This window comes from Streptomyces puniciscabiei (assembly GCF_006715785.1).
GTDB lineage: Bacteria > Actinomycetota > Actinomycetes > Streptomycetales > Streptomycetaceae > Streptomyces > Streptomyces puniciscabiei.
The window spans coordinates 4,535,842-4,559,861 of the sequence record NZ_VFNX01000001.1; the positions used below are offsets into that span (position 1 = coordinate 4,535,842).

The 24,020-nt window shown below is 73.0% G+C and carries 20 protein-coding genes; 10 read left to right on the top strand and 10 right to left on the bottom strand.

Annotation, left to right across the window (positions count from 1 at the left end; all coding sequences use genetic code 11):
* The first annotated feature begins 577 nt into the window (after positions 1-577).
* The 8 genes from FB563_RS21045 (at position 578) to FB563_RS21080 (ending at position 9,248) form a co-directional block, all read left to right on the top strand.
* Positions 578-2,458 (top strand): YfjP family GTPase, encoded by a 1,881-nt coding sequence (locus tag FB563_RS21045; RefSeq protein WP_079049066.1) that lies wholly within the window; start codon positions 578-580, stop codon positions 2,456-2,458.
* A gap of 546 nt (positions 2,459-3,004) precedes the next feature.
* Positions 3,005-3,487 carry a single-stranded DNA-binding protein gene (locus FB563_RS21050; protein ID WP_055709589.1) on the top strand — a complete coding sequence of 161 codons (483 nt, stop codon included), beginning with the start codon at positions 3,005-3,007 and terminating at the stop codon, positions 3,485-3,487.
* Positions 3,488-3,801: 314 nt separating this feature from the next.
* Positions 3,802-5,166 carry a Cys-Gln thioester bond-forming surface protein gene (locus tag FB563_RS21055; RefSeq protein WP_055709591.1) on the top strand — a complete coding sequence of 455 codons (1,365 nt, stop codon included), beginning with the start codon at positions 3,802-3,804 and terminating at the stop codon, positions 5,164-5,166.
* A 217-nt stretch (positions 5,167-5,383) separates the two neighbouring features.
* Positions 5,384-5,872 (top strand): hypothetical protein, encoded by a 489-nt coding sequence (locus tag FB563_RS21060; RefSeq protein ID WP_199832995.1) that lies wholly within the window; start codon positions 5,384-5,386, stop codon positions 5,870-5,872.
* 44 nt (positions 5,873-5,916) lie between these two features.
* Positions 5,917-6,207 (top strand): ribosomal protein L7/L12, encoded by a 291-nt coding sequence (locus FB563_RS21065; protein ID WP_055709588.1) that lies wholly within the window; start codon positions 5,917-5,919, stop codon positions 6,205-6,207.
* 282 nt (positions 6,208-6,489) lie between these two features.
* Entirely contained in the window at positions 6,490-8,154 is a 1,665-nt protein-coding gene (ettA, locus tag FB563_RS21070) for an energy-dependent translational throttle protein EttA (RefSeq protein ID WP_055709587.1), read from the top strand.
* Between the two features lie 6 nt (positions 8,155-8,160).
* Entirely contained in the window at positions 8,161-8,574 is a 414-nt protein-coding gene (locus FB563_RS21075; RefSeq protein WP_055709586.1) for an acyl-CoA thioesterase, read from the top strand.
* Complete coding sequence (locus FB563_RS21080; protein ID WP_055709585.1) at positions 8,571-9,248, top strand: DUF8185 domain-containing protein; 678 nt, start codon at positions 8,571-8,573, stop codon at positions 9,246-9,248. The genes FB563_RS21075 and FB563_RS21080 overlap by 4 nt, the downstream gene beginning before the upstream one ends.
* Before the next feature lie 49 nt (positions 9,249-9,297).
* On the opposite strand, the gene FB563_RS21085 is transcribed toward FB563_RS21080, so the two are convergent.
* Positions 9,298-9,702, bottom strand: a complete 405-nt coding sequence (locus FB563_RS21085; RefSeq protein ID WP_055709584.1) for a globin — start codon at positions 9,700-9,702, stop codon at positions 9,298-9,300.
* A gap of 61 nt (positions 9,703-9,763) precedes the next feature.
* Here FB563_RS21085 and FB563_RS21090 point away from each other — a divergent pair, with 61 nt between their 5' ends.
* A complete protein-coding gene (locus tag FB563_RS21090) occupies positions 9,764-10,741 on the top strand; it encodes a methyltransferase domain-containing protein (RefSeq protein ID WP_055709583.1) in 978 nt (325 codons plus the stop codon).
* 30 nt (positions 10,742-10,771) lie between these two features.
* Here the strand turns inward: FB563_RS21090 and FB563_RS21095 are convergent, their stop codons facing one another.
* The 4 genes from FB563_RS21095 to FB563_RS21110 form a co-directional block, all read right to left on the bottom strand.
* A complete protein-coding gene (locus FB563_RS21095; protein WP_142218837.1) occupies positions 10,772-12,298 on the bottom strand; it encodes an FHA domain-containing protein in 1,527 nt (508 codons plus the stop codon).
* Positions 12,299-12,332: 34 nt separating this feature from the next.
* A complete protein-coding gene (locus FB563_RS21100; RefSeq protein WP_055710158.1) occupies positions 12,333-13,673 on the bottom strand; it encodes a vWA domain-containing protein in 1,341 nt (446 codons plus the stop codon).
* Positions 13,674-13,785: 112 nt separating this feature from the next.
* The gene (locus FB563_RS21105; RefSeq protein WP_055710160.1) at positions 13,786-15,147 is read right to left on the bottom strand and encodes a PP2C family protein-serine/threonine phosphatase; all 1,362 of its coding nucleotides are present in this window, start codon (positions 15,145-15,147) and stop codon (positions 13,786-13,788) included.
* Positions 15,148-15,150: 3 nt separating this feature from the next.
* Positions 15,151-17,259 carry a serine/threonine-protein kinase gene (locus FB563_RS21110; RefSeq protein WP_425281734.1) on the bottom strand — a complete coding sequence of 703 codons (2,109 nt, stop codon included), beginning with the start codon at positions 17,257-17,259 and terminating at the stop codon, positions 15,151-15,153.
* A 40-nt stretch (positions 17,260-17,299) separates the two neighbouring features.
* On the opposite strand from FB563_RS21110, the gene FB563_RS45480 reads away from it, so the two are divergent.
* Entirely contained in the window at positions 17,300-17,629 is a 330-nt protein-coding gene (locus FB563_RS45480; RefSeq protein ID WP_425281735.1) for a hypothetical protein, read from the top strand.
* Between the two features lies 1 nt (position 17,630).
* Here FB563_RS45480 and FB563_RS21115 read toward each other — a convergent pair whose 3' ends face one another.
* From FB563_RS21115 to FB563_RS21135, 5 genes are all read right to left on the bottom strand, one after another.
* Positions 17,631-18,911, bottom strand: coding sequence for a coiled-coil domain-containing protein (locus tag FB563_RS21115; RefSeq protein ID WP_055710156.1), 1,281 nt, complete (start codon positions 18,909-18,911; stop codon positions 17,631-17,633).
* Between the two features lie 43 nt (positions 18,912-18,954).
* Positions 18,955-19,989, bottom strand: a complete 1,035-nt coding sequence (locus FB563_RS21120) for a glutamate ABC transporter substrate-binding protein (RefSeq protein ID WP_055710159.1) — start codon at positions 19,987-19,989, stop codon at positions 18,955-18,957.
* A 14-nt stretch (positions 19,990-20,003) separates the two neighbouring features.
* Complete coding sequence (locus tag FB563_RS21125) at positions 20,004-21,440, bottom strand: hypothetical protein (RefSeq protein WP_208766303.1); 1,437 nt, start codon at positions 21,438-21,440, stop codon at positions 20,004-20,006.
* A 304-nt stretch (positions 21,441-21,744) separates the two neighbouring features.
* Positions 21,745-22,764, bottom strand: coding sequence for an N-acetylglucosamine kinase (locus FB563_RS21130; protein WP_055710404.1), 1,020 nt, complete (start codon positions 22,762-22,764; stop codon positions 21,745-21,747).
* On the bottom strand, positions 22,755-24,020 hold the full coding sequence (locus FB563_RS21135) for a 6-phospho-beta-glucosidase (RefSeq protein WP_055710405.1): 1,266 nt from the start codon (positions 24,018-24,020) through the stop codon (positions 22,755-22,757). Before FB563_RS21135 ends, FB563_RS21130 begins: the two co-directional genes overlap by 10 nt.

The window sequence follows — 24,020 nt, forward strand, 5'->3', positions numbered from 1 at the left end:
CGGCGGGACGGGTGATTCCGGTACCGGGATCGGCCACGTCTACGACGCCTCGGACGCCTCGGACGCCGGCAGCGAGCAGGCGGCCGATGTGGACCTCACCGTCTCGGACCCCGAGAACCCGTCGGGCGAGCGGTACGCGCGCGTGCGGAACACGCACGTGGAGGCGCACCTGGACATGCACGAGGACGCGCACGAGGGCAGGGGCGAGTGCACGGACGGCGGCGGGGGCGAGGAGGACGGCGAGGGCGACGGCGGGTTCGCGGATCATATGCAGCTCATGGGAGGGGGCCTCGGCAGCGAGAACCGGGGCGAGCAGCGGGAGCAGTACGCCGACGCCACGGCCGGCACGCAGCTCCCCCTGCCGCATCCCTTCCCGCAAGCCGTGGTCGACGCCGACGTCGCCACCCCGGGGGCCGCATCCCACTCCACAAACGCCACATCGACACCACCGGCCAAACCAGCCCCGGCAGCCGGACCTATCCCCTCCGCCGACCGGACCCCGATGGCCAAGATCACCCCCGCGCCCACCTCCAAACCAGCACCCCCACCGCCACCCCCGCTCCCACCCATCCCGCCGATGCCCACCTTCGCGCCGAGTCCTGCCGTCGAGTCCCCCGGACGAGCGGTGCGTCCGGCGTCGTCACAGCCCTCACGGCTGCCATCACCCAACCCTCCCGGCTCGGCCCCTCCCGGCTCGACCAAGGCCCCCGAGTCCCCGGAGTCCCACGACTCCTCCGACCCCTGGGACGACGGTCTCATCGCCCGGCGTGTCACGGAGGCGACGGCCACCGCCCTGGCCGCCGAGCGTGCCTCGGCCCTGGAGAGCGCCAGCCGTGGCCCCGGCAGCCAGACCCCGGCCCCGCTGGCGTACGACGGCCAACTGCGGTCCCGGCTGGACGCCCTGCGCGAGCTGGTCGGGCTGTCCCGGACCCGCCTGGAGAGCGACACGCTCGCCGAGGCGGGCCGGGTGCTGGACGAGGCGGCGGCCCGCCGGAAGCTCTCCGGCCGGCACACGGTCGTGGCCATCGCGGGCGCGACCGGCAGCGGCAAGTCGCAGCTGTTCAACGCCCTCGCCGGGGTGGCCATTTCGGAGACCGGCGTACGACGTCCGACCACGGCCGCGCCCATCGCCTGCAGCTGGAGCGACGGCGCGGCCGGCCTCATCGACCGGCTCGGCATCCCGGGCCGGCTGCGCCGCCGTCCGCTGCAGAGCCCGGAGGCCGAGGCACAGTTGCGCGGGCTGGTCCTGGTCGACCTGCCCGACCACGACTCCGCTGCCGTGGAGCACCGTCAGCAGGTCGACCGGATCCTGAAGCTGGTCGACGCGGTGATCTGGGTGGTCGACCCGGAGAAGTACGCCGACGCCGTGCTGCACGAGCGCTATCTGCGGCCCATGGCCGGCCACGCGGAGGTCATGTTCGTCGTCCTCAACCAGATCGACCGGCTGCCCGAGGAGGCCGCCGACCAGGTCCTGGACGATCTGCGCCGGCTGCTGGACGAGGACGGGATCGCGCTCGGCGAGTACGGCGAACCGGGCGCCACCGTGCTCTCCCTGTCCGCGCTCACCGGCAACGGCGTCGGCGAACTGCGCGAGGCGCTCGGCCAGTTCGTGGCGGAACGGGGCGCGGCGGCCCGCCGGGTGTCCGCCGACGTGGACGCCACGGCGGCCGAGCTGAGGCCCATGTACGCCGCGGGGCGGCGCATCGGCCTCAGCGAGGAGGCACGTGAGGAGTTCGCCGCGCGGCTCGCGGACGCGGTGGGCGCCACCGCGGCGGGCGAGGCGGCCGAGCGCGCCTGGCTGCGCAACGCCAACCGCGCCTGCGGCACGCCCTGGCTGCGGCTGTGGCGCTGGTACCAGTGCCGCGGCGAGTCCACCACGGGCCGCATCCCGGTGCGCACGGCCCAGCCCGACGAGGAGGCCACGGCCCGCCAGCGCGTGGAACAGGCGGTCCGTACGGTGTCCGACCGGGCCTCGGCCGGGCTGCCGGCGCCGTGGGCACAGGCGGTGCGCGAGGCCGCCGTACGCGGGTCGCAGGGGCTGTCCGAGGCGCTGGACGAACTGGCAGCGCGGGCCGGGCTGCCTCCTGGCCGGCCACCGCGGCCCGGGTGGTGGCCGGCCGCGGTGCTGGTCCAGGCGGCGATGACCCTGCTGCAGGTGGTGGGCGGTCTGTGGCTGTTCGGCCAGATCGTCGATGTCATGAAGCCCAACCTCTGGGTGCCGGTGCTGCTGATGGTGTGCGGGATCGTCGGCGGTCCGCTGGTGGAGTGGGGCTGCCGGATGGCGGCGAGAGGCCCGGCCCGGCGCTACGGCCAGGAGGCGGAACGCCGGCTCCGGGAGGCGGCCGCCGGCTGCGGCCGGGCCCGGGTGCTCGATCCGGTGGCGGCGGAGCTCCTGCGGTATCGGGAGGTACGGGAGCAGTACGGGCGCGTCGCGCGGAGCGGGGCCGGAGTGGGGTGAGAGCCGCGCCGGATGAGATCTGAGCGTGAGGGGCCCCGGGTGTTTCCGGGGCCCCTCGGCCGTTTTCCGGCCGGCGCGCGCCCAGGTGCTCGTCGCCCGTGGTCCCGGGGCTTCCCGGGCCGATCGGCGGGTCCCCGGGCGGATGCGAGGCCGCGCGCGGGCGCGGGGGTGAAGGCGGCCGCCGGTGACAGGGGGTCACTCATGCGGGTGGCGGGGATTTCCACAGGTCGGGGGTTGTCCACAGCTCTCAGCGCGTCCGGCCCGGCGGAGGCAGTCTGGGGTCGCGGCGATCGCACGGCGCCGTCCGGCCGGAGGGACGGCGGACGGTCCGCGCGTTCGGCGCGCCGGACCACAGAGGCCGGACACACACCTCAGGCACGTACGTCGGACACACGCGACAGACGGATCCGACAGGCAGGTCCGACAGCTAGATCCGACAAACAGACCCGACAGACAGACGCGACAGACAGACACAGCCGCACGGGATGGACCCGTGCGTGTGTCCGCCCGGCCTGGAGGGGCCGGGCGGGGGAGGGGAGCGAGGACATGAACGAGACCATTGTGTGCGTGGTGGGCAACGTGGCGACCCAGCCGGTGTACCGGGAGTCGGCGGCCGGCCCGTCGGCCCGGTTCCGGCTGGCGGTGACCGCGCGCTACTGGGACCGGGAGCGGAGCGCCTGGACGGACGGGCACACCAACTTCTTCACGGTGTGGGCCAACCGCCAGCTCGCCTCGAACGTGGCCGCCTGCGTGGAGGTGGGCCAGCCGCTCGTCGTACAGGGCCGGCTGAAGGTGCGCACCGAGGTGCGCGACGGCCAGCAGCAGTGGGCCTCGGCCGACATCGACGCCGCGGCGATCGGCCACGATCTCTCGCGCGGTACGGCCGCCTTCCAGCGCTCCGCCAAGCCGGACGCACCGCCGGCGGCGGCCCGGCCGGAGCCGAACTGGGAGACGCCGCGTCCCGCCGACACACCGGACGAGGGCGGCAGTACGCCTCAACAGGCGGTGGCCGCAGCGGCGGTGACGTGACATCAGCACCGGTGGGGGCGGGAAGGGCCGGCATGGGCGGTCCGGCCGCCGAACACCCCGTACGAACTGGGTGATTTGTCGATATGCCCAGCTCATGGACGGTCCCCGGCGATAACGATTATGGATCGGATCGCTCATCGGATCATCCGACCGGCGGAAGAGGCTCCGGCTGATCCATAGGATGCCGGGCGTGCCCCTAGGGGCTGCCGATTCTGCTGGTGGGACCGTCCCCCACGTCCAACGGGTCCTGCTCGAAGGGGAATTCTGTGCTTGCTGCGTTCGATGGGTTCCGCCGTTCCACCGGAGCGGCCCGCCTGGCCACCGCCACGACGGTGACCGGCCTCGTGGCAGCCGGCGTGCTGACCGGCGCGGGTACCGCCGTGGCGGACGGAGCCGACGGGAGATCGCAGACCCAGGGCGGGGCGACGGCCACGATCAACGGCCTGAAGGTCTACGGCGAGGCGGTGATCCACGAGGACGGCGGCGACCAGCGCCTGGAGGCGGGCCTGTTCGAGATGTCCGTCGACGGCGGCGGCACCCTGCAGACGTACTGCATCGACCTGAACAACCCCACCCAGCGCGACGCCCTCTACCAGGAGACGCCCTGGAGCGGCACCTCGCTCGGCGGCAACAAGGACGCCGGCCGGATCCGCTGGATCCTGCAGAACTCCTATCCCCAGGTCAACGACCTTGCCGCGCTCGCCCGCCGGGCCGGCGCCGGCACCCTGACCGAGCAGGACGCGGCGGCCGGCACCCAGGTGGCCATCTGGCGCTACTCCGACCACGCCAAGGTCGACGCCGTCGATCCTCAGGCCGAGAAGCTCGCCGACTATCTGCAGAAGAGCGCCCGCGACCTCGGCGAACCGCAGGCCTCGCTGACCCTGGACCCGCCGGCGGTCTCCGGCCGGCCGGGGGGCCTGCTGGGACCGGTGACCGTGCACACCAACGCGGGTACCGTCACGGTGAGTCCGCCGCCGGACGCGGCCACCAGCGGGGTACGGATCACCGACAAGACCGGCAAGGTGATCACGTCCGCGCAGGACGGCACACAGCTGTACTTCGACGTTCCCGAGGACGCCCCGACCGGCTCGGCGCAGCTGACCGTGCAGGCGTCGACCACGGTGCCGGTGGGCCGGGCCTTCGCCTCCGACAGTCGCAGCCAGAGCCAGATCCTGGCTGGCTCCAGCGAGTCCACGGTCTCCGCGGCGGCGACCGCCACCTGGGCGGCCGAGGGTGCCATACCGGCGGTGTCGGCCCGGAAGAACTGTGCGAAGAGCAGCCTGGACATCCTCGCGGCCAACAAGGGCGACAAGCCCTTCACCTTCGAGCTGATGGGCATGGAGCACACCATCCCCGCGGGCGCCTCCCGTACGGTGACCGTCCCGCTCCAGGAGGACCAGGCCTACGACTTCACGATCACCGGACCCCATGGCTTCAGCCACCGCTTCACCGGCGTCCTCGACTGCAGGACGCAGGGCGCGATCACCACGCAGTCGACCCAGGTCCACAACGCACCCAGCCCCGCCTCGGTCGGCGGCACCACGGCCCCCGACACCAACCTCGCCGCGACGGGCGGCTCCGCGATCACCCCGCTGATCGCCGGCGTGGCCATCGGCTTCGTGGTGATCGGCGGCGCGGTCCTGGTCATGCTGCGCAAGCGCGAACAGGCCGGCGGCTGAACCGGCGGCGCGCGCCGCATGACCCACGGCATACCGTTCAGGGCCTTGATGTTCGCTCCGGCGTCGAGCACGCGGCTGCGCTCCGCCCGGCCGGGCGTGGACAGGGCCGGAAACCATTCGCCGGGCACCGTCGTCGGTCGTCCGCACAGCAACCGTGGTCGGTCGTCTGCACAGCAACGGACGCGAAACGGGCCGGTCAAATGGAGGGGTGGGATGGGTGAGCGCAAGTGCGGAGCGCGAGCGCTGGGAGCTGCAGGCCGAAGGCGGCGTGGGGCCGCTGCGGTTCGGGATGTCTCCGGCAGAGGTCGCCCAGGCGCTGCTGGTCTCCGAACCTGAAGCGCGGGTCGGCGGCCCGTACGGGCAGGAAGACTTCCCGGGCGGCGTGAAGGCGTTCTACGACGCGGGCGAGCTTGCGTGCGTCGCGCTGGACGCAGTCGCCGGTCCGCAGGTCTTCCTGGCGGACTTCCCGCTGGCAGGCAGTGATCCGGCGCAGGGCCACCAGTTCCTCCTGGACCACGCCGCCGAGCACGGGAACTGGGTGCTTTACACCCCTGACGCCTCGCTGTCCTTGACCGATCTCGGAATCCTCCTGCGTGAGCAGCGGGTCGGGGAAGCGCTCCTGACACGTCCGCTCTTCGTCAAGGAGGAGTGGTTGGAGTCGGAGTACTACCGCGATCACCTTCCGCTGGAAGGCGTCCCAGGCTGAGCGCTCGGCCCGCCCGCCTCCCGGATCGATCTAGGATCTCTGTCATGGACATCGTCGAACTTCTCCTCATAGTGGGCCTCTTCGCGGGGATCGTGAGCGTCCAGAACCGTCTCTCCGGCATGGACAAGCGACTGGTGCGCATCGAGGGACGACTCGCTCTGATCGCCGACCGGCTGGGACTGGAGGAGTCGGACGAACAGCGCGCGCAGCGGGAGCGGGTCGAGGTGCTGGTGCGCCAGGGCAAGCAGATCGCGGCGATCAAGGCGTACCGCGAGATGACCGGCGCTGACCTGAAGGAAGCCAAGGACGCGGTGGACCGGATGGGCGACCTCTAGCCGCTACGGCGTCATGATCTGGCGATGGGTGAGTACGCCTGACCCACCGGCCCGAACGGGCCGGCGGCTGACGAGTGATCGCTCCCGGGCCGTCCCTGGGCCGTGCGAGGGCACCCGACGCCACTCGTCGGCGACCGGCAGCGACGGACGAGCCACCCCCGTCACCCACGAAACGCCAGGTCACAGCCCCCGCACCAAACGGGTTAACACCCAAGCCTGGCGTTCAGGCAAGATGGGGTGTATCTGCCCACTGCCAGATTTCAAGCTGCCGGACGGTTTCTCTTGGCTGAGTTCATTTACACCATGCGCAAGACGCGCAAGGCGCACGGCGACAAGGTGATCCTCGATGATGTCACCCTGAACTTCCTGCCGGGAGCGAAGATCGGCGTCGTCGGCCCGAACGGTGCCGGTAAGTCGACCGTGCTGAAGATCATGGCCGGGCTGGAGCAGCCGTCGAACGGCGACGCGTTCCTGTCCCCGGGCTACAGCGTCGGCATCCTGCTCCAGGAACCCCCGCTGAACGAGGAGAAGACCGTCCTGGAGAACGTCCAGGAGGGTGTCGCCGAGATCAAGGGCAAGCTCGACCGGTTCAACGAGATCGCCGAGCTCATGGCGACCGACTACTCGGACGCGCTGCTCGACGAGATGGGCAAGCTGCAGGAGGAGCTGGACCACGCCAACGCGTGGGACCTCGACGCCCAGCTGGAGCAGGCCATGGACGCGCTCGGGTGCCCCCCGGGCGACTGGCCGGTCACCAACCTCTCCGGTGGTGAGAAGCGCCGCGTCGCGCTCTGCAAGCTGCTGCTGGAAGCCCCCGACCTGCTGCTGCTCGACGAGCCCACCAACCACCTCGACGCCGAGTCCGTGAACTGGCTGGAGCAGCACCTGGCCAAGTACGCGGGCACCGTCGTGGCGATCACCCACGACCGGTACTTCCTGGACAACGTCGCCGAGTGGATCCTCGAGCTCGACCGCGGCCGTGCCTACCCGTACCAGGGCAACTACTCCACCTACCTGGAGACCAAGGCCGCCCGCCTCAAGGTCGAGGGCCAGAAGGACGCCAAGCGCCAGAAGCGGCTCAAGGAAGAGCTGGAGTGGGTGCGGTCGAACGCCAAGGGGCGGCAGGCCAAGTCCAAGGCGCGTCTCGCCCGGTACGAGGAGATGGCCGCCGAGGCCGAGAAGATGCGGAAGCTGGACTTCGAGGAGATCCAGATCCCGCCGGGCCCGCGCCTGGGCAACGTGGTCGTCGAGGTCAACAAGCTCAACAAGGCCTTCGGCGAGAAGGTCCTGGTCGAGGACCTCAGCTTCACGCTGCCGCGCAACGGCATCGTCGGTGTCATCGGCCCGAACGGCGCGGGCAAGACCACGCTGTTCAAGATGATCCAGGGCCTGGAGACGCCGGACGCCGGCGACATCAAGGTCGGCGAGACCGTCAAGATCTCCTACGTCGACCAGGGCCGGTCCAACCTCGACCCGAAGAAGACGCTGTGGGAGGTCGTGTCCGACGGGCTCGACTACATCAACGTCGGCCAGGTCGAGATGCCGAGCCGGGCGTACGTGTCCGCGTTCGGGTTCAAGGGCCCGGACCAGCAGAAGCCGACCGGTGTCCTCTCCGGTGGTGAGCGCAACCGCCTCAACCTGGCGCTGACCCTCAAGCAGGGCGGCAACCTGCTGCTCCTCGACGAGCCCACCAACGACCTGGACGTGGAGACCCTGTCCAGCCTGGAGAACGCGCTTCTCGAGTTCCCCGGCTGCGCCGTCGTCGTCTCCCACGACCGGTGGTTCCTCGACCGTGTCGCCACCCACATCCTCGCCTACGAGGGCGACTCCAAGTGGTTCTGGTTCGAGGGCAACTTCGAGTCGTACGAGAAGAACAAGATCGAGCGGCTCGGACCGGACGCCGCACGTCCGCACCGCGCCACCTACAAGAAGCTGACCCGGGGCTGATCGGTCTTGCGCCACATCTATCGCTGCCCGCTGCGCTGGTCGGACATGGACGCGTACGGACATGTCAACAACGCGATCTTCCTCCGCTATCTGGAGGAGGCTCGCATCGACTTCCTGTCCCTGCGCGGCAAGGAGTCCAAGCAGGGGTCCGTGGTGGCGCGCCATGAGATCGACTACAAGCGCCAGCTCGTCCACCGGCCCACGCCCGTGGACATCGAGCTGTGGGTCACCGAGATCAGGGCCGCGTCCTTCACCGTCACCTACGAGGTGAAGGACGCGGACGTGATCTACGTGCAGGCGTCCACCGTGGTCGTCCCGTTCGACTTCGAGACGCAGCGGCCGCGCCGGCTCACCGCCGGGGAGCGGGAGTTCCTCGACGGCTACCGCGACGACGCCGACGAGGAGGCCGTCGCCGCATGACGGTGCTGCACCTGGCCGACGAGACGGAGGCGGCCGACCTCGCCGCCTTCCTCTCCCGGCTGCTCCACTACGACCGTGGAGCCGCGGTGCGGCTGCAGGCGGCCGGCACGGCGCTCGCCGTCTTCGGCCGGCCGCCGTCCTTCGAGGTGCTGGCCGTCCGTGCGGTACGGCTGGCGAAGCCCTACGAGAAGGGCCTCGACGTCACCCTGGACGTGACCGTCTCCGCCGGTGAGTTCCTGGAGTCCGTGGACGAGCGCGCGGCCACCGCCGCCGTGCCCGCCGCGGTCACCGGGCCGCCGTGGGCCGGTGTGCTGCCGCCGCGCGGCGGCTGGCGGCCCGAGCCGGGGCTGCCCGCGCCGGACGCGCTGCGGGCGACCGTCGCCGCGGCGGTCACCGAGTTCCGGACCCGTACGGAGCAACTGGCACCGGACGGCCGCACCCGCGCGGAGCTGGACCGGATCGGGCGGGACATCTGGTCCCGGGAGATCGGGCGGACCGGGCTCCCGGTGCGGGCCGTGCACGCGGCCCAGTCCCTGGGCTTCCTGCGGCCGGGCGCCGACCCGGCCGACACCGGGCTGTTCTCCTCGGGGGCATGGCTCAGGCTGCGCACCCCGTACGGGTCCGTCGCCGTACGGCGCGCAGGGCTCGGCTCGCTGGGCGTCAGCGTGCGCTGAGCCTGCCCGCCCGGGCCGCCGTACGCATCCGGCCTTCTGCGACGGGTGGTCAGTCCGGCGTGTTGATCATCGAAGCGGCGGCGTACGTCAGGTAGTTCCACAGCGTCGTCTCGTGCTCCTCGGACAGCCCGAGTTCCTCGACGGCCACCCGCATGTGCCGCAGCCAGGCGTCGTGCGCCGCACGGTCCACGGTGAACGGGGCGTGCCGCATGCGCAGCCGGGGGTGGCCGCGGTTCTCGCTGTAGGTGGTGGGGCCGCCCCAGTACTGCATCAGGAACAGGGCGAGGCGCTCCTCGGCCGGACCCAGGTCCTCCTCCGGGTACATCGGCCGGAGGAACGGGTCCTCGGCGACTCCCTCGTAGAAACGGTGGACCAGCCGGCGGAAGGTCTCCTCCCCGCCGACCTGCTCGTAGAAGGTCTGCTCCTGAAGCGTGCCGCGCCGAATCTCATTCACGTCCCCATGGTCTCAGACCGGGTGACCCAGGACTCAAGGCCTAGGACTCTACTGTGGACCCATGGGTGCCCACGACGCCGAGACCGACCGCCTGGCCGTCGCCGCGCGCGAGGCGCTGGTGCGGGAGATCGACGCCGAGGGAGCCTTCGCCGGGGACCCGGTGTGGCGTGAGGCGTTCGCGGCGGTGCCCCGGCACCTGTTCGTGCCGTACTACTACGTCGCCGGACCGCGCGGCTACGAGCGCCGCTGGGGCGAGAGCCCCGAGCCCGAGGCCCGCGAACGCTGGGTGCGCGGCGCCTACGAGGACGTGCCGCTGGCCACCCGGCTGCGCGACGGCGAGCTGGTCTCCTCCAGCAGCCAGCCCTCCCTGATGGCGCGGATGCTGGCCGCGCTGGAGGTCGAGGACGGCAACCGGCTCCTGGAGGTGGGCGCCGGCACCGGCTACAACGCGGCCCTGCTCGCCCACCGGCTCGGCGACGACGACCTCGTCACCACCGTCGACCTGGAACCGGAGATCACCGAGTCGGCCCGCCGGCACCTTCAGGCGGCCGGATTCCACCCGGCCGTCGTCACCGGCGACGGCGCGCGCGGTGTTCCGGAACGCGCCCCGTTCGACCGGATCATCGCCACCTGCGAGCTGTCCACGGTCCCGCGCGCCTGGCTCGCCCAGTGCCGCCCGGGTGCCCGCGTCCTGACCCCGCTGGCCACCGGACTGCTCGCGCTCACCGTGCGGGACGCGGCCCATGGCGAGGGCCGTTTCCTGCCGACGCCCGCCTACTTCGTGCCGCTGCGCGGCGCGGCCAGGCCGGAGCCGGCAGGTGCGTCGCTCGCCGGACTGCCGGACCGGGCCCGCGAGCAGGAGACGTTCCGTTTCCTGCTCGCGCTGACCCGGGGCACCCTCGATCCGCAGGAGGCCGGTGCGCTGTGGGAGCGCGAGGGCATGCCGGAGCGCGAGCGGTACGGCGTCACGGTCGACGGCGAGCACACCTGGGCGTGGCTGGACGAGCCGGAGGGGCCGTACGCCTGGCCCCTGCCGTGATCGCCCCCATGAACGCCCCGGTGCTCGCCGTCAGGCCCGGCGAACGGTGATCGTCGTCCAGGCGCCCACGTGCACCCGGTCGCCGTCCTGCAGCGGAACCGGCACGAACGGCTGGATCGGCTCCTCGGACATGTTGACCGTGGTGCCGTTGGTCGAGTTCTGGTCGACGACCGCCCAGTTGCCGTCCGGCTGCTGCACCAGCACCGCGTGCTGGTGCGAGACGCCCGGGTCCTCCGGCGGCACCGACAGGTCGATGTCGGGGGTGTCGCCGGTGGAGTGCCGTCGGCGCCCGATGGTGACCTGGTTGCCGCTGAGCGTGCGCTGCTGCTCGGGCGAGTACGCGGGCAGGTTCAGGCCCGCGGCCTCGGGGCCCGAGCGCTGCATCATCGCCATGAAGTAGTCACGGTCCGGGCCGATGGTCGCCGTCCAGGTGACCGGTCCCGCGGGCTGCTGCGGGAAGCCGGGGCCGCCGGGCGGGGCCTGGGTGGCACCGGGCTGGGGGTAGCCGTAGCCACCGCCGCCCTGTCCGCCACCGGGGCCGCCGGCGGGACCGGTGGACGACGGCGGGGAGATCACCCAGTCGTCCCCGCCGCCGAAGGACGGGCCGCCGGAGGGCGCGCCGCCGGGCGGGCGGCCGGTCTCGCGCGGGAACGCGGGCGGCGCGGGGGGACCCGACTGCTGGTACGCCTGCGGGGCACCGCCGGGACCGGCACCGGGACCCGCGGGCGGGGTCGGACCGGGCGGCGGCGGTACCGGACGCGAGGGGTCGCCGCCGAAGCCCTGGGGCCCGGGCGGGACACCGGGACCGGAGGGCTCACGCCCGAAGGGCGGCGGGCCGGAGGGGCCGCCCTGCCCGCCACCGAACCCGGAGGGGCCGGACGGGCCGCCGGAGCCGGGGCCACCCTGCCCGGGACCGCCGCCGAAGCCCGAGGGGCCACCGGAGCCGGGGCCCCGGTCGCCGCCGAAGCCGGACGGGCCGCCGGAGCCCTGGCCCTGGCCGCCGAAGCCGGGCGGCGGACCGGGCGGACGCCCGTCGCCACCGAAGCCGGACGGGCCGCCGGAGCCCGACGGACCGGGCGAGGTCGGCGGTCCCGACGGGCCGCGCTCGGCGGCGAACGGCGTCGGGCCGGACGGCTCGCTGCCGAAGGACGGGATCGGCTCGGCGGGCCGGTTCATCTGCGAGGGCCGCGAGCCCTGGTACTCGTACCCGTCATTGCCGCCGTACGTCGCGCTCGGCGGCTGGAACCGCGGCTGCGGCGGGCGCGGCGCGGCCGGGGTGTACGAGGTGGCCGTGTTGGTCAGGAAGTTCCACCGGCACTCCTCGCAGAAGGGCGCGCCGCCCTCGCGGGGCGTACGGCACTGCGGGCACAGCTCCGGCTCCGGGGCCGACGCGGCCGGCGGTCGTCCGCCGGCCTGGGCGCCCTGCGGGGGCGGGAAGCCGTAACCGCCCGCGGGCGGGGGCGGCGGGGGCGGAGGTACGGCACCGGCCATGCGGTGACCGCAGACCTCGCACCAGTCGTCGGAACCCGACTGGTGTCCGTTCGGGCAGGTCGGCATGTCGGTGCTTCCCCTTCTCCGGATGTCTATTGGGTCACTTCTTTACACGAACAGTCTTTGTGGACCGGGTCTCCAGAGTCATCTCGTCCGCCTCTGCGACCTTCGTCTTCAACCGCACAGTACCTGTCGCGGCGTCGACCACGTCCACCACCTTCGCAAGCAGTTTCGCAGTATCCGCGTTCCCGGAGGCGTTGGCGAGCTGAACGGCCCGCCCCAGTTTGGCCGTTGCACCATCGAAATCGCCCGCTTTGCGGAGATCGAGGCCCTGCTTGATGGCTTGTGCCAGTTCGGCCTGCCCGGTGTAGTGGGCGACCTGGGGGCTGATCGAGGTGGAGGCCGCCATGTCGTCGGTCCACACGGCCCGTACGAGCCCCTGCGCGCCGAGGTTCTGTACCGATCCGTCCGCTTGCGGCACGACCAGCGAGACCCGCGCGGCGAGCATCTCCTGGCCGAGCCCGGCCGCCGGGACCTCGACGCACAGGTGGTAGTCGCGGGACTCGTCGCCCCAGGACCCGGTCGGATAATCCCCGGCGCGCGGCCCTGCCTCGGTGCGGCGGGCGGTCAAGTCCTCGACCGCGGGCGCGACTTGCTTGACGAAGCGGATGGTCGTGCCGACGGGTGTCCACACCCGCAGGGAGACGTCCGCGACCTCCTTGCCCATCGCCTGCTCCATCATCTGCGTGAAGTCGGCGGCGAGGCCGGCCGGGTCGGCGACGATGTCGGCGGTGCCGAGCAATGCGGAGGCGATCCCTGTGACTTCTTTCACTTCCCAGTCGGTGCCCACGCCCCGCGCGTCACAGGTGAACCGTCCGGCGCACGCCTGAAGCGTCGCTCTCAGGTCCTCCGGCGACTCGTGTTCGTTGCGGCCGTCGGTGAGCAGGATGCCGTGCCGGATGGTGACCTCGGCCGAGTTCAGCAGCTGGTCGGCGAGCCGCAGCCAGGTGCCGATGGCCGTGCCGCCGCCCGCGCTGAGCCGGCGCAGCGCCTGTTTGGCCTGCTCGCGGGTGGTGGCGTCGGCGACCGCGAGGCGCCCGCCGCCCGGGTAGACCTCCTTGGCCACGTGGGTACCGCCGATCACCGCGAAGTGCGTGCCGTCGCGCAGGGTGTCGATCGCGGCGGCCGTGGCATCCCGGGCGCCCCGCATCTTCGTCGGCGGGTAGTCCATGGAACCGGAGCAGTCGACCATGACCGCCACGGCGGCCGACGGGCCCTGGCCCCGCGCGTACACCGGGGTCACGGAACTGCCGACCGTGCCGCCGCCGGTCGCGGTCACGGTGACGATCGCGTTGACCTCGCGCCCGCCCTCCGGCAGGTACTCGTTCTGGTAGACGTCCATCGAGAACTGCGGCGCATGCGACTTCGCGAAATTGGCCATGCGTACTCAAATCCCCCTCGAACACCCTGTTGAAGCAGGGCGATGGCGGTGAACGGGCCGGTCCCCTCCGGCCCGTGGCCCCCGGCCCTGCGCGTGGCGCGTGGCCGCGGCCTCAGGCCGATACTGCCCCCTGCGGCGGCGCCGGGAACGGCACGACGGCCACTGTTACGTTGTCGTGGCCCCCGCCGTCCAGGGCGTGGCCGACGAGCACGCGGGCGCCGTGCAGCGGGCGCGCGGCCGCGTCCGCCGGCACGACCTCGGACATCTCCTCGGCCGTCTCGGCGTAGTTCCACAGGCCGTCGGTGCACACCACCACGACTCCGGACCGGTCCGGCTTGAAGGACGCGGTGTGCGGCTCCAGTTCGTAGGCGTCCGCGCCGAGCCAGCCGGTGATCGCGTGGGCGCGCTCGTCGGCGTACGCCTCGGCCTCGCTCATCAGACCGGCGGCGACCATCTGCGCGGCCCAGGAGTCGTCCTCGGTCAGCCGGGCCGCCGGCGCGCCGCGGTCGTCCGGCACCCAGTAGACGCGGCTGTCGCCGACCCAGCCGACGACCAGCAGCCCCGAGGTCACCACCGCGCCGACGATCGTGCACGCCGGGGCGTTCTGGTGCGGGGCGTGCTCGCGGGCCGTCTGCGGCTCCTCGGCGAGCGCGTTCACGGCCTGCGCGGCGGCGACGATCGCCTCGTGCATGGCCGTCTGCGGATGCGTGCCGCGCGGCAGGGCGGCCAGCAGCGTGTCACCGGCCGCCTGCGACGCGGCCGTTGACGCGTCGTCGGGGCGGGTCGCGGAGGACACGCCGTCGCAGACGATCGCGACGGCGGCCGGGGTGCCGTCGGGCAGCGTGGTGTGGCCGACGGCGAAGGCGTCCTCGTTGCGGTGGTGGCGCAGACCCCGGTCGCTGACGGCGGCCACCGGGCCCGACTCCCGCTCCACGTGGTCGCGTTCGCGGGGCTGGGCGTGCCCGCAGTTCTCGCAGTAGCCGTCGCTGTCCACCCGGCCCGCCCGGCAGGCCACGCACACCTGGGCGGGCTCCTCCGGCACGGCCGCGTTCTGGTGGTTCTCGGCCACGCGCGGGTCCGGCGCCTGCAGCGGGTACTCGTCGGGCTCCGCGGGCCGGTCGAAGCGCACCCCGGACCCGGCCGGCTGCGGTCCGCAGCCGTGGCCGGCCGGGTCCGTGCCGGAGCCGTGCTCGGGCAGGGGGGTGCCGCCGGAGTCGGTGCCGGGCAGGTCGGCCGGCAGGTGCGGCGCCTGCGGGGTGCCGGAGCCGTCCGGCTCGGCGGCGGGCCAGGCCACGCCGTCCCCGAGGGAATCGGTCGCGGAGCCGGTCATGGTCAGCGTCGGGTGGTCCTGCGGCGGCTCGGGTACGACGGAGAGGTCGTACCCGCACGCTCCGCAGAAGAGGTCACCCGGCTCGACGGGCTCCGCGCAGCTCGGGCACTTCGCCAGTGCGGCCTGCTGGGGCATCTGCGACATCAACTACACCCACGTCCGGGGGCGGTAACGGTTGGCCCGTTCCACCAGTTCGATCCTCTCCTCGCCGCCGCGCGCCAGCCGGGCCAGCGTGCGGTAGGCGCGCTCCAGGCCGAAGCGGAGGCCCCGCTCGTCCAGGCCGCTGCCCAGCAGCACCCGTCCGCCGGCGGCGGGCGTGGAGCCCTGGCCACCGGAGAGTATCCAGTCCAGCGCCGAGCCGAGGACTTCCGCCGCCAACTGCTCGCGCCGCGCCGGGTCCAGGCCGTACGCGTCCAGCGCCTCGACCTGCCCGGCGGCGGCCGTCAGGTCGTCCAGGAACGGTACGTCACCGGCGGTCGCGGTGCGCTGTCTGAGCCGGGCCCGGACGGCGGCGACCCGGGCGGCCGTGTAGTGGATGGAGGACTCCGGCACCGACTCCAGGGTCCGCACGGCACCCTGCCGGTTACCGGCCGCGAGCTGCACCCGGGCGAGCCCGAAGGCGGCGCTCACATAGCTCGGGTCGGTCGCCCACACCAGGTGGTAGTACTCGGCGGCGTTGTCCAGCTGGCCCAGCACCTCCGCGCACAGGCCGAGCGCCAGCTTGGGCGCGGCCTCGCCGGGGAAGGCGTCGTAGATCGCGTCGAAGGAGAGCGCGGCGCCCTCGAAGTCGCCGGTGACCAGGGCGGCAACGCCCCGGTACCACACCACCCGCCAGTCGTCGGGCCGCTCCTCCTCCAGCTTGGCCAGGCTCATCAGCGCCGCCTGGTGGTCGCCGCTCTCCAGCCGGGCGCGGACCTGCCTGAGCCGGGTCTCCACGGTCGGGGCGGGAGCCGCGTCCAGGGCGGCGATCAGCTCGGCCGGGGCGGAGGTCATCAGGCCCGCCAGAAAGCCCGCGTTGGGGTCGTCGGGGTCGACCAGCGGAACCGGCAGGGCGAGCGCGGTGGCGGGGGTGTCGACGGGCCTGACCAGGGTGGGCGCCGGGAGTGCCGGGACGGCGGGTGCGGCCCTGGACGACAGGGGCCGCGCCCCCAGCCGGGACACGTCCCCGTCCAGCCGGGGGAACAACTCCCGGTCGATGACCTTCACCTCGGGGCCGAACTGTGTCGACAGCGCGGGCCGGGCCTGTCCCGTCTGCAGCGAGACCACCTCGCGCAGCACCCCGGTCAGCTGCTCGGCCATCTCCTGGGCGGAGGCGAACCGGCGGGCCGGGTCGGGGTCGGTGGCGCGGACGAGGAGCCGGTAGAAGGACTCGTAACGGCGGAAGACGTCGATGGTGTCCGGGTCGGGCAGGGAGTCGACGTAGACGTTGGTGTAGCCCTGGAAGTCGAAGGTGAGCACCGCGAGCGTGCGGCCGACCGTGTACAGGTCGCTCGCCACCGACGGACCGACCTCCGCCACCTCGGGCGCCTGGTAGCCGACCGTGCCGTAGATCGCCGACTCGTCGTCGTCCATGCGGCGCACGGCGCCCATGTCGATCAGCTTCAGCTGGTCCTCGGTCTGGATGGCGTTGTCGACCTTGAAGTCGCAGTACAGCAGGTTGCGGCTGTGCAGGTGGCCGAGGGCCTCCAGCGCCTCGATGCCGTAGGCGCACGCCTGTTCCACCGGCAGCGGGTCGCGGCGGCCCTCCTGCGTGCGGCGGGCGTTGGCGATCTCCTTCAGGGACTTGCCGCCGACGTACTCCATGACGATGTAGCCGTCGAGGGAGCCGGTGCGCTGGTCCAGGTGCTCCACGAAGTTGTAGATCCGCACGATGTTGGCGTGCTCGATCTCCGCGAGGAAGCGCCGCTCGGAGATCGCGGCGGCCATCGCGTCCTGGTCCCCGGTGTCGAGGAGGCCCTTGAGCACCACCCACCGGTCGGAGACGGCCCGGTCCACGGCGAGGTAGATCCAGCCGAGCCCGCCGTGCGCGAGGCAGCCCACGACCTCGTACTGGCCGTGCACGATGTCCCCGGCCTTCAGCTTGGGCACGAAGGAGTACGGGTGCCCGCACTTGGTGCAGAAGCCCTCCGTACGGCCGGGGCGCTCCCCCCGGGCCCGGCCGACCGGCGCCCCGCAGTCCGAGCGGGAGCAGAACCGCTTCCGCTCCGGCACCTCCGGGTTGTCCAGCACCATCGAGCGCGGGTCGGGCCGCGGCACCTGCGGAACGTGCACCAGTCCGGCGCCCAGCCGTCCGCGCGTGGAGGTGCCGGAGGAGGAGCCGGAGCTGCGCACCGACACCGAACGCCCGCTGGACCGGCCCGACAGCGACCGCGACAGCCGCCCGGACACCGAGCGGCGCGACTTCGACGACTGCGAGGACGTGCGCGAGCTGCTGCGCGAACTGCCGCTGTCCGCCGCACCCCTGGTCACCCCGGTCGCCGGCGACTCGACCATGCCTCCCCCAGAGGGGGGACCCCCAGCCGAGACGACCGGGGCGAGGCCGCAGGTGTCGCAGTACAGCTCGCCGCCGCCGACGTCCTCGTACGACCCCTCGCAGCCCGGCCGCTGGCAGGTCTGCCCCGGCTGACTCATGACTGGTCCCCCTTACGGTCCTCCGGCGCGCCCGCGCCGCCCAGCAGCTCGGCCGCCAGCTGCTGGTAGCGCAGCACGGCCTGTTCGGCCACCCGCAGGTCGCAGGGCGCGCTCCACAGCATCCGGCGGGCCGCGTCGTACCGCTCGACCAGGAACGGGTCCTCGGCGAGTCCGTGCCGGGCCACCTTCGCCTTGTACGCGTCCAGCCGGCCACGCAGCTCCGCGCGGACCGCGAGCGGCGCGGTGACCGCGGTCAACGACTCGCGGGCGCGCAGCAGTTCGTCCTCCGCCTTCTGCTCCAGCGATTCGAGCAGCGGGGAGAGGCGGTGCCACTGCCCCTGCCGCCGGTACTCGGCCGCGGTCGCCAGCTGTTCCTGGAGCACGGTCGGCGGGCCGCTGACCACCGGCACCTCGGTCGCCGCGATCTTCGCCAGCACCTCGCCGCGCGCGGTGCGGGCCTCGGCGAGGGTGCGGTCGGCGCGCGAGAGCACGTCCCGCAGCCGGATCAGCCGTGCCTCCGCGTCCTGCCGGACCGTCAGCACGGCGTCGATCTCCCGGCGCACGTCCTCCAGGGCGCGCGCCTCACGGTCGTACACCGTGGTGTCCGGACGGCCGCCGCCCGGCGCCGAACTGCCCTCGGCCGGCACCCAGAAGGCGAGCGGGTCGGAGACGACGTCCTCGCGCAGCTTGGTCAGCGTGCGCGTGATCCGCTCCAGGTCGTCACCGGCGGGGTGCTCGCCGGGGCGTACGCCGACGGAGTGGGCGAGCTTGCGGGTGCGCTGGAGTTCCGCGGCGAGTAAATCGATCCGCGCGGGCAGCGCGGACCACACCGCGTCGCAGGCCACGACCAGGTCCAGGCTCGTCGCGTACAGCTCGTTCATCCGGTCCACCAGGCCGGACAGCGAGTGGGACTCGCTGAGCACGCCGTTCCCGCCGCCGGGGACGGTCACGGACTCGCCGCGCAGCAGCTCGGTCAGCTCCGCCAGGTCCTCACGGCTGGACCAGCGGCGCCGGGCGCGGATCTCGCGGGCGGAGCGCAGCGCGGCCGCGTAGGCGTCGAAGTACCCCCACAGGAGGGTGATCTGCGCCTCCGTGGCCTGCCAGCGTTCCTTGGTGATCCCGGTCAGCCGGGCGCCCTCGAGGAGTCTGCGGCCCGCGTGGTCCTGCAGCGCCAGCAGCGAGGTCTCGATCGCCTCGTGCTCCTGGCCGAGCCGCGCCAGCGCACGGTCCACCTCGTCCCGGTCCATCACCGGCCCGGCGGGGTCCGTGACGCCCATCGATCACCTCTCGCTGCTTGGGGGGGTTCCGGTCGGATGTGGCTCAACTCGTGCGCAGATACTGCGGTGCGGGCGGCTTGGACGCGCTCGAGTCCTTCCCCAGTGTCGCCGACAGCCACTTGTCGTACGACGCCTGCCAGCCGCTCGCGCGGTAGCCCACCAGAATGCGATTGACCCGGCGTACCAGATCGGAGGCGTCCTTCTTCATCGCCACGCCGTAGTACTCGGTCGTGAACGCCCCGCCCTTCAGTTCGACGGTCGGGTCCTGCGCGGCCTGGCTGGCGGCCAGGGCGCCGTCGGTCACCACCGCGTCCACCTCGCCCAGTTGCAGCCTGACCAGGCAGTCCAGCTGGTTCGGGACGGTGGTGGAGATGTCCGTGGAGGAGGGCAGGGTGCCGTCCCTCTTGTCGGCGTCGAGCTTGGTGTACGCCGTCGAACCGGCCGCCGTGCAGATCCTCTTGTGCGCCAGGGTGGAGTCGTAGCCCGTGATGGACGACGACTTGGGTGCGAGGACCTGCTGCCCGGTCTTGAAGTAGGGCGCGGAGAACGCCACCTGGGACAGCCGCTCGCAGGTGATCGTCATGGTCCGCACGACCAGGTCCACCCGCCCGTCCTCTATCGCGGAGATCCGCTGGCTGGTCGGGATCGCCTTGAACTGCACGGCGTCCGGGTCGCCGAGGATGTCCTGCGCGATCCGGTGCACCAGGTCGATGTCGAAGCCCTCCAGCTCGGCGCCCTGGGTGTTCGGGTTGCGGTAGCCCCAGTGGTAGCTGTTCTGGTCGACGCCGACGATCAGCTTGCGCCTGGCGCCGGTACGGGCCTTGATCGCGTCGATGGTCGGGCCGTCCGCGCCGGACGGCGGCAGGGTCTGGTCCTGCGCCCCGGAGGGTGTGCAGTCCTCGGCGCGGGCCTGCACCCCGCTGGCGACGGCCTGGCCGGTCCGCGCCGACCGGTGCTGCGGGGCCTGCTGGGTGCACGGCAGCAACAGGACGAACGCCAGTGCCAGCGCGCACAGCACCGCCATCGCGCCGACCCCGCCCCAGCCTCGCAGGGAGGCCCGTACACGTGCCGCGTACATCGTCATGCCCCCTGTCACCGGTACTCCGAAAGCCTGCGGCCGATGCCGGCCAGCGCGCCGGCCGCGCCGAGCACCGCGAGCACGGCCGCGCCGAGCGGCAGCCCGGTCATGGCGTCCCGCCCGTCCCCGGCGGCCCGCTGGAACTCGGTCTGCTCGTGGTCGATCGCCTGGGCGAGATTGCGGTCGACGCTGTCGAAGCACTCGCCGGTGGCACCCTTGGCGCCGATCACCTTGTCCAGCGCCTGCTGGTAGTTGCCGTTCTCGTCCTCGGTGCGGGCCGCGGCGTGGCGCTGCTTCCACACCGCCATGTTGCCCTCGGCCGACGTCACCGGGGCGCTGCCGCCCTGGTCGTCGGCGAGCTTCGTCGCCCGGGTCAGGCCCTGGCCCAGGGTGGTCATGTCCTTGTCGAAGTCGTAGTAGTACGCGTCGTACGTCTTCCCGCCGACCGTGACGGTCTCGGCGCCGCGCGCCACCAGGCTCAGGTTCTCGTTCCCACGCGCCTTCAGGGAGGCGATCCGGGCGTCGTGCAGGACGGTCAGGGAGCGGATGCCGTGGTCGTAGGAGCCGTTCAGCTCGGAGCGGGCCACCGCGTGCCCGACGACCAGCCACAGCAGGGCCACGGTGGTGGCGGCGGAGGCCGCGACCAGGCCGTGGTTGAGGACGCGGTTGGTACGCCGGTAGGTGCGGTGCTGGGCCCAGCCGAGCGCGGCCAGCGCGAGCACGCCGAGCGCGATGGCGACCCACGGATACGGTGTCGCGTCGCCGTAGTCGGCGTCCAGCCGCTGGTTCTCCTTGGTGTAGAGATCCTCCGCCGCCGGGAGCATCTCCTTCTGCATCTTCTCGTTGGCGTACCGCAGATACGCGCCGCCGACCGGATAACCCTGCCGGTTGTAGGTCCGGGCGCGCTCGATGAGACCCTTGTACTCGGGCAGCAGCTTGTTCAGCCGGGCGATGGTCGCCTCGGAGGCGGAGCCCGGCTCGGCGTTCGCGGCGGCGGTCACCAGGCCCGAGGCGGCGGTTCGGATGTCCGTCTCGTACCGGTCGCGGGAGGCGGCCGTCTCCTGCCCGCCGGCCAGGAACCCGCTGGACGCGGCCGTGTTGGCGTCGGCCAGCGACCGGTAGATGTCCGCCGCACCGGAACTGAGCGGCTGACTGCGGTGCAGCACGTCGTCGGCGGCGGCCGCCCGCTCACTGGCCTGCCAGGCGGTGACCGCGCCGAACGCCACCACCAGCAGCGCCAGTACGGCCCCGATGATCCGCAGCCGTCCCGGCTCGGTGGTCGCCGCGTCCCGCAGCCGGTCGACACCCTCGGCGAACGCGGTCCGCCGGGCGGACGGCGCGGGGGAACCGCCGGGGGCCGGGCGGGCGGGCTGTGCGGGGATGCCGGGGGCGGCGGGCAGGCCGGGGCCCGCCACCGGTGGCGCTGCCGTGCTCTTCGGCGGGTGTGTCACTCGACCTCCCCCATGGTCATCCGTTCGCCGCCAAGTATCGCCGCCGGGGCCGACATCCGCACCGGCCTTCACTGGATCTTGATCGGATCGCAGTGTGCCCGACGGCGCGCGGCACCGGGCGCACCACCCCCCTGTCGATGAACACGCCGGTCGGGGCGTACCGGTTCCATTCCGACCGCAGGGACCGGCCGGGGCGCGGGCCGGGGGCCTGGATCGCCCCGGATCTCGCCGCCTGGTTCCGGTGGCGGCCGACCGGGCGCGTCACCGTGCGGGTGCGCCCGCGGCCCGTACCGCGTACCGCCCGTCAGCCGCCCGCGCGTCCGGCGGGCAGGCCGGCTCTTCCGGGCTCCCAGTACCCCCGCGCCCGCTCCCGCGCCTCCGCGTCCGCGCCCAGGCGGTCCAGGCCCAGCAGGGCCGCGCCCAGGACCGGGCTCGCCGTGACCACGTGGACGTCGGCCTTGGGGGCGCGGGTGGCCAGCAGGTCGCGGATGCCGTCGTCGAGGAGGGCGTGACCGGCGGTCAGGACGCTGCCGCCCAGCAGGACCGGCGTCTCCTCGTCGAGCAGGTCCAGGCGGGCCAGCGCCACCGTGGCCAGCACCGTCACCTCCTCCGCGAGCCGGGCGACGATCGAGCGGGCCACCGGGTCGCCGTCCGCCGCCGTCGTGAAGAGCACCGGGGTCAGTTCGTGGCGGCGGTCGTGGTCGATGTGCTCCAGGTGCAGGGCCTCGATCAGGGCGTACATGGACGGCAGACCGAAGTGCGAGGGGAGGGTGCGGGCGAGCGCCGTCGGCCCGCCCCGGCCGTCCTCCGCGCGGGCCGCGAACCACAGCGCCTCCTCCGTCAGGCCCCAGCCCCCGCCCCAGTCACCGGAGATCCGTCCGATGGCCGGAAAGCGCGCGGTACGGCCGTCGGGGCGCATGCCGACGCAGTTGATGCCCGCCCCGCACACCACGGCCACCCCGCGCGGCTCGGCGACGCCCGCCCGCAGGATCGCGAAGGTGTCGTTGCGGACCGACACCGAGGCACCCCAGCCGCGTGCCCGGAGCGCCGTCGCCAACTGCTCCTCCTCCACCGGGAGATCGGCGTTGGCCAGGCAGGCCGAGACATGGGACACGGAGGTGACGCCCGACTCCCCGAAGGCCCGCGCCACCGGTTCCGCCAGCGCGTCCAGCGCCGCCGCCACCCCCACCGCGGGCGGGCGGAAACCACCTCCGCGGGCCGTGGCCAGCACCTCCCCGGCGGCGGTGACCACGGCCACGTCGGTCTTGCTGTTGCCCGCGTCGATCGCGAGGACACTCCCGGATTCAGGTGCGGTCAGGCCCACGCGAGGTGCTCCCGGTTGTGTGCGATCAGCTGGTCGGTGAGGGCGTCGGCGTACGCGTACTGGCCGATCAGCGGATGCGCCAGCAGGGCGCGGAAGACGCGGTCCCGGCCGCCGCGCAGCGCCGCCTCCAGGGCCAGGTCCTCGTACGCCGTCACGTTCGCGATCAGCCCGGAGAACAGGGGATCCAGCTCAGGCACCGGCAGCGGGGCGGGGCCCGCCGGGCCGACCGCGGCCTGGACCTCGATCACCGCGTCGTCGGGCAGGAACGGCAGCGTGCCCCGGTTGAAGGTGTTCACCACCTGGTAGGGGCTTCCCCCACCGCCCAGCAGCGCGGCCGCCAGGTCCACCGCCGCCTCCGAGTAGTACGCCCCGCCCCGCCTGGCCAGCAGTGCCGGCTTCTCGTCCAGGGCCGGGTCGCCGTACATCGTCAGCAACTCCCGTTCCATGGCGGCGACTTCGGCCGCCCGGGACGGCTTGGTGCGCAGCTCGCGCACCACCTCGTCGTGGGCGTAGTAGTAGCGCAGGTAGTAGGAGGGGACCACGCCCAGGCGGTCCAGGAGGGGGCGCGGGAGGCGCAGGTCGTCGGCGATGGTGTCGCCGTGCTCGCCGAGGAGCTTCGGGAGGACGTTGTCGCCTTCGGGGCCACCCAGGCGCACACCGGTTTCCCACGTGAGGTGGTTGAGGCCCACATGGGCGAGGTGCACATCCGCCGGGGTCACGCCGAGCAGGCCCGCGAACTTCCGCTGGAAGCCGATCGCCACGTTGCACAGTCCGACCGCCCGGTGCCCGGCCTGGAGCAGGGCGCGGGTGACGATGCCGACCGGGTTGGTGAAGTCGATGATCCAGGCACGCGGGTTGGTACGGCGCACCCGCTCGGCGATGTCGAGGACCACCGGGACCGTGCGCAGCGCCTTGGCCAGGCCGCCCGCGCCGGTGGTCTCCTGGCCGACGCAGCCGCACTCCAGCGGCCAGGTCTCGTCCTGCTGCCGGGCCGCCTGGCCGCCGACGCGCAGCTGGAGCAGCACGGCGTCGGCGCCGTCGACGCCGGCGTCCAGGTCGGCGGTGGTGACGATCCGGCCGGGATGGCCCTGCTTGGCGAAGATCCGGCGGGCCAGCCCGCCCACCAGCTCCAGGCGCTCAGCGGCCGGGTCCACCAGGACGAGTTCCTCGATGGGCAGGGTGTCGCGCAGACGCGCGAAGCCGTCGATGAGTTCGGGCGTGTAGGTCGAGCCTCCGCCCACCACAGTGAGTTTCAC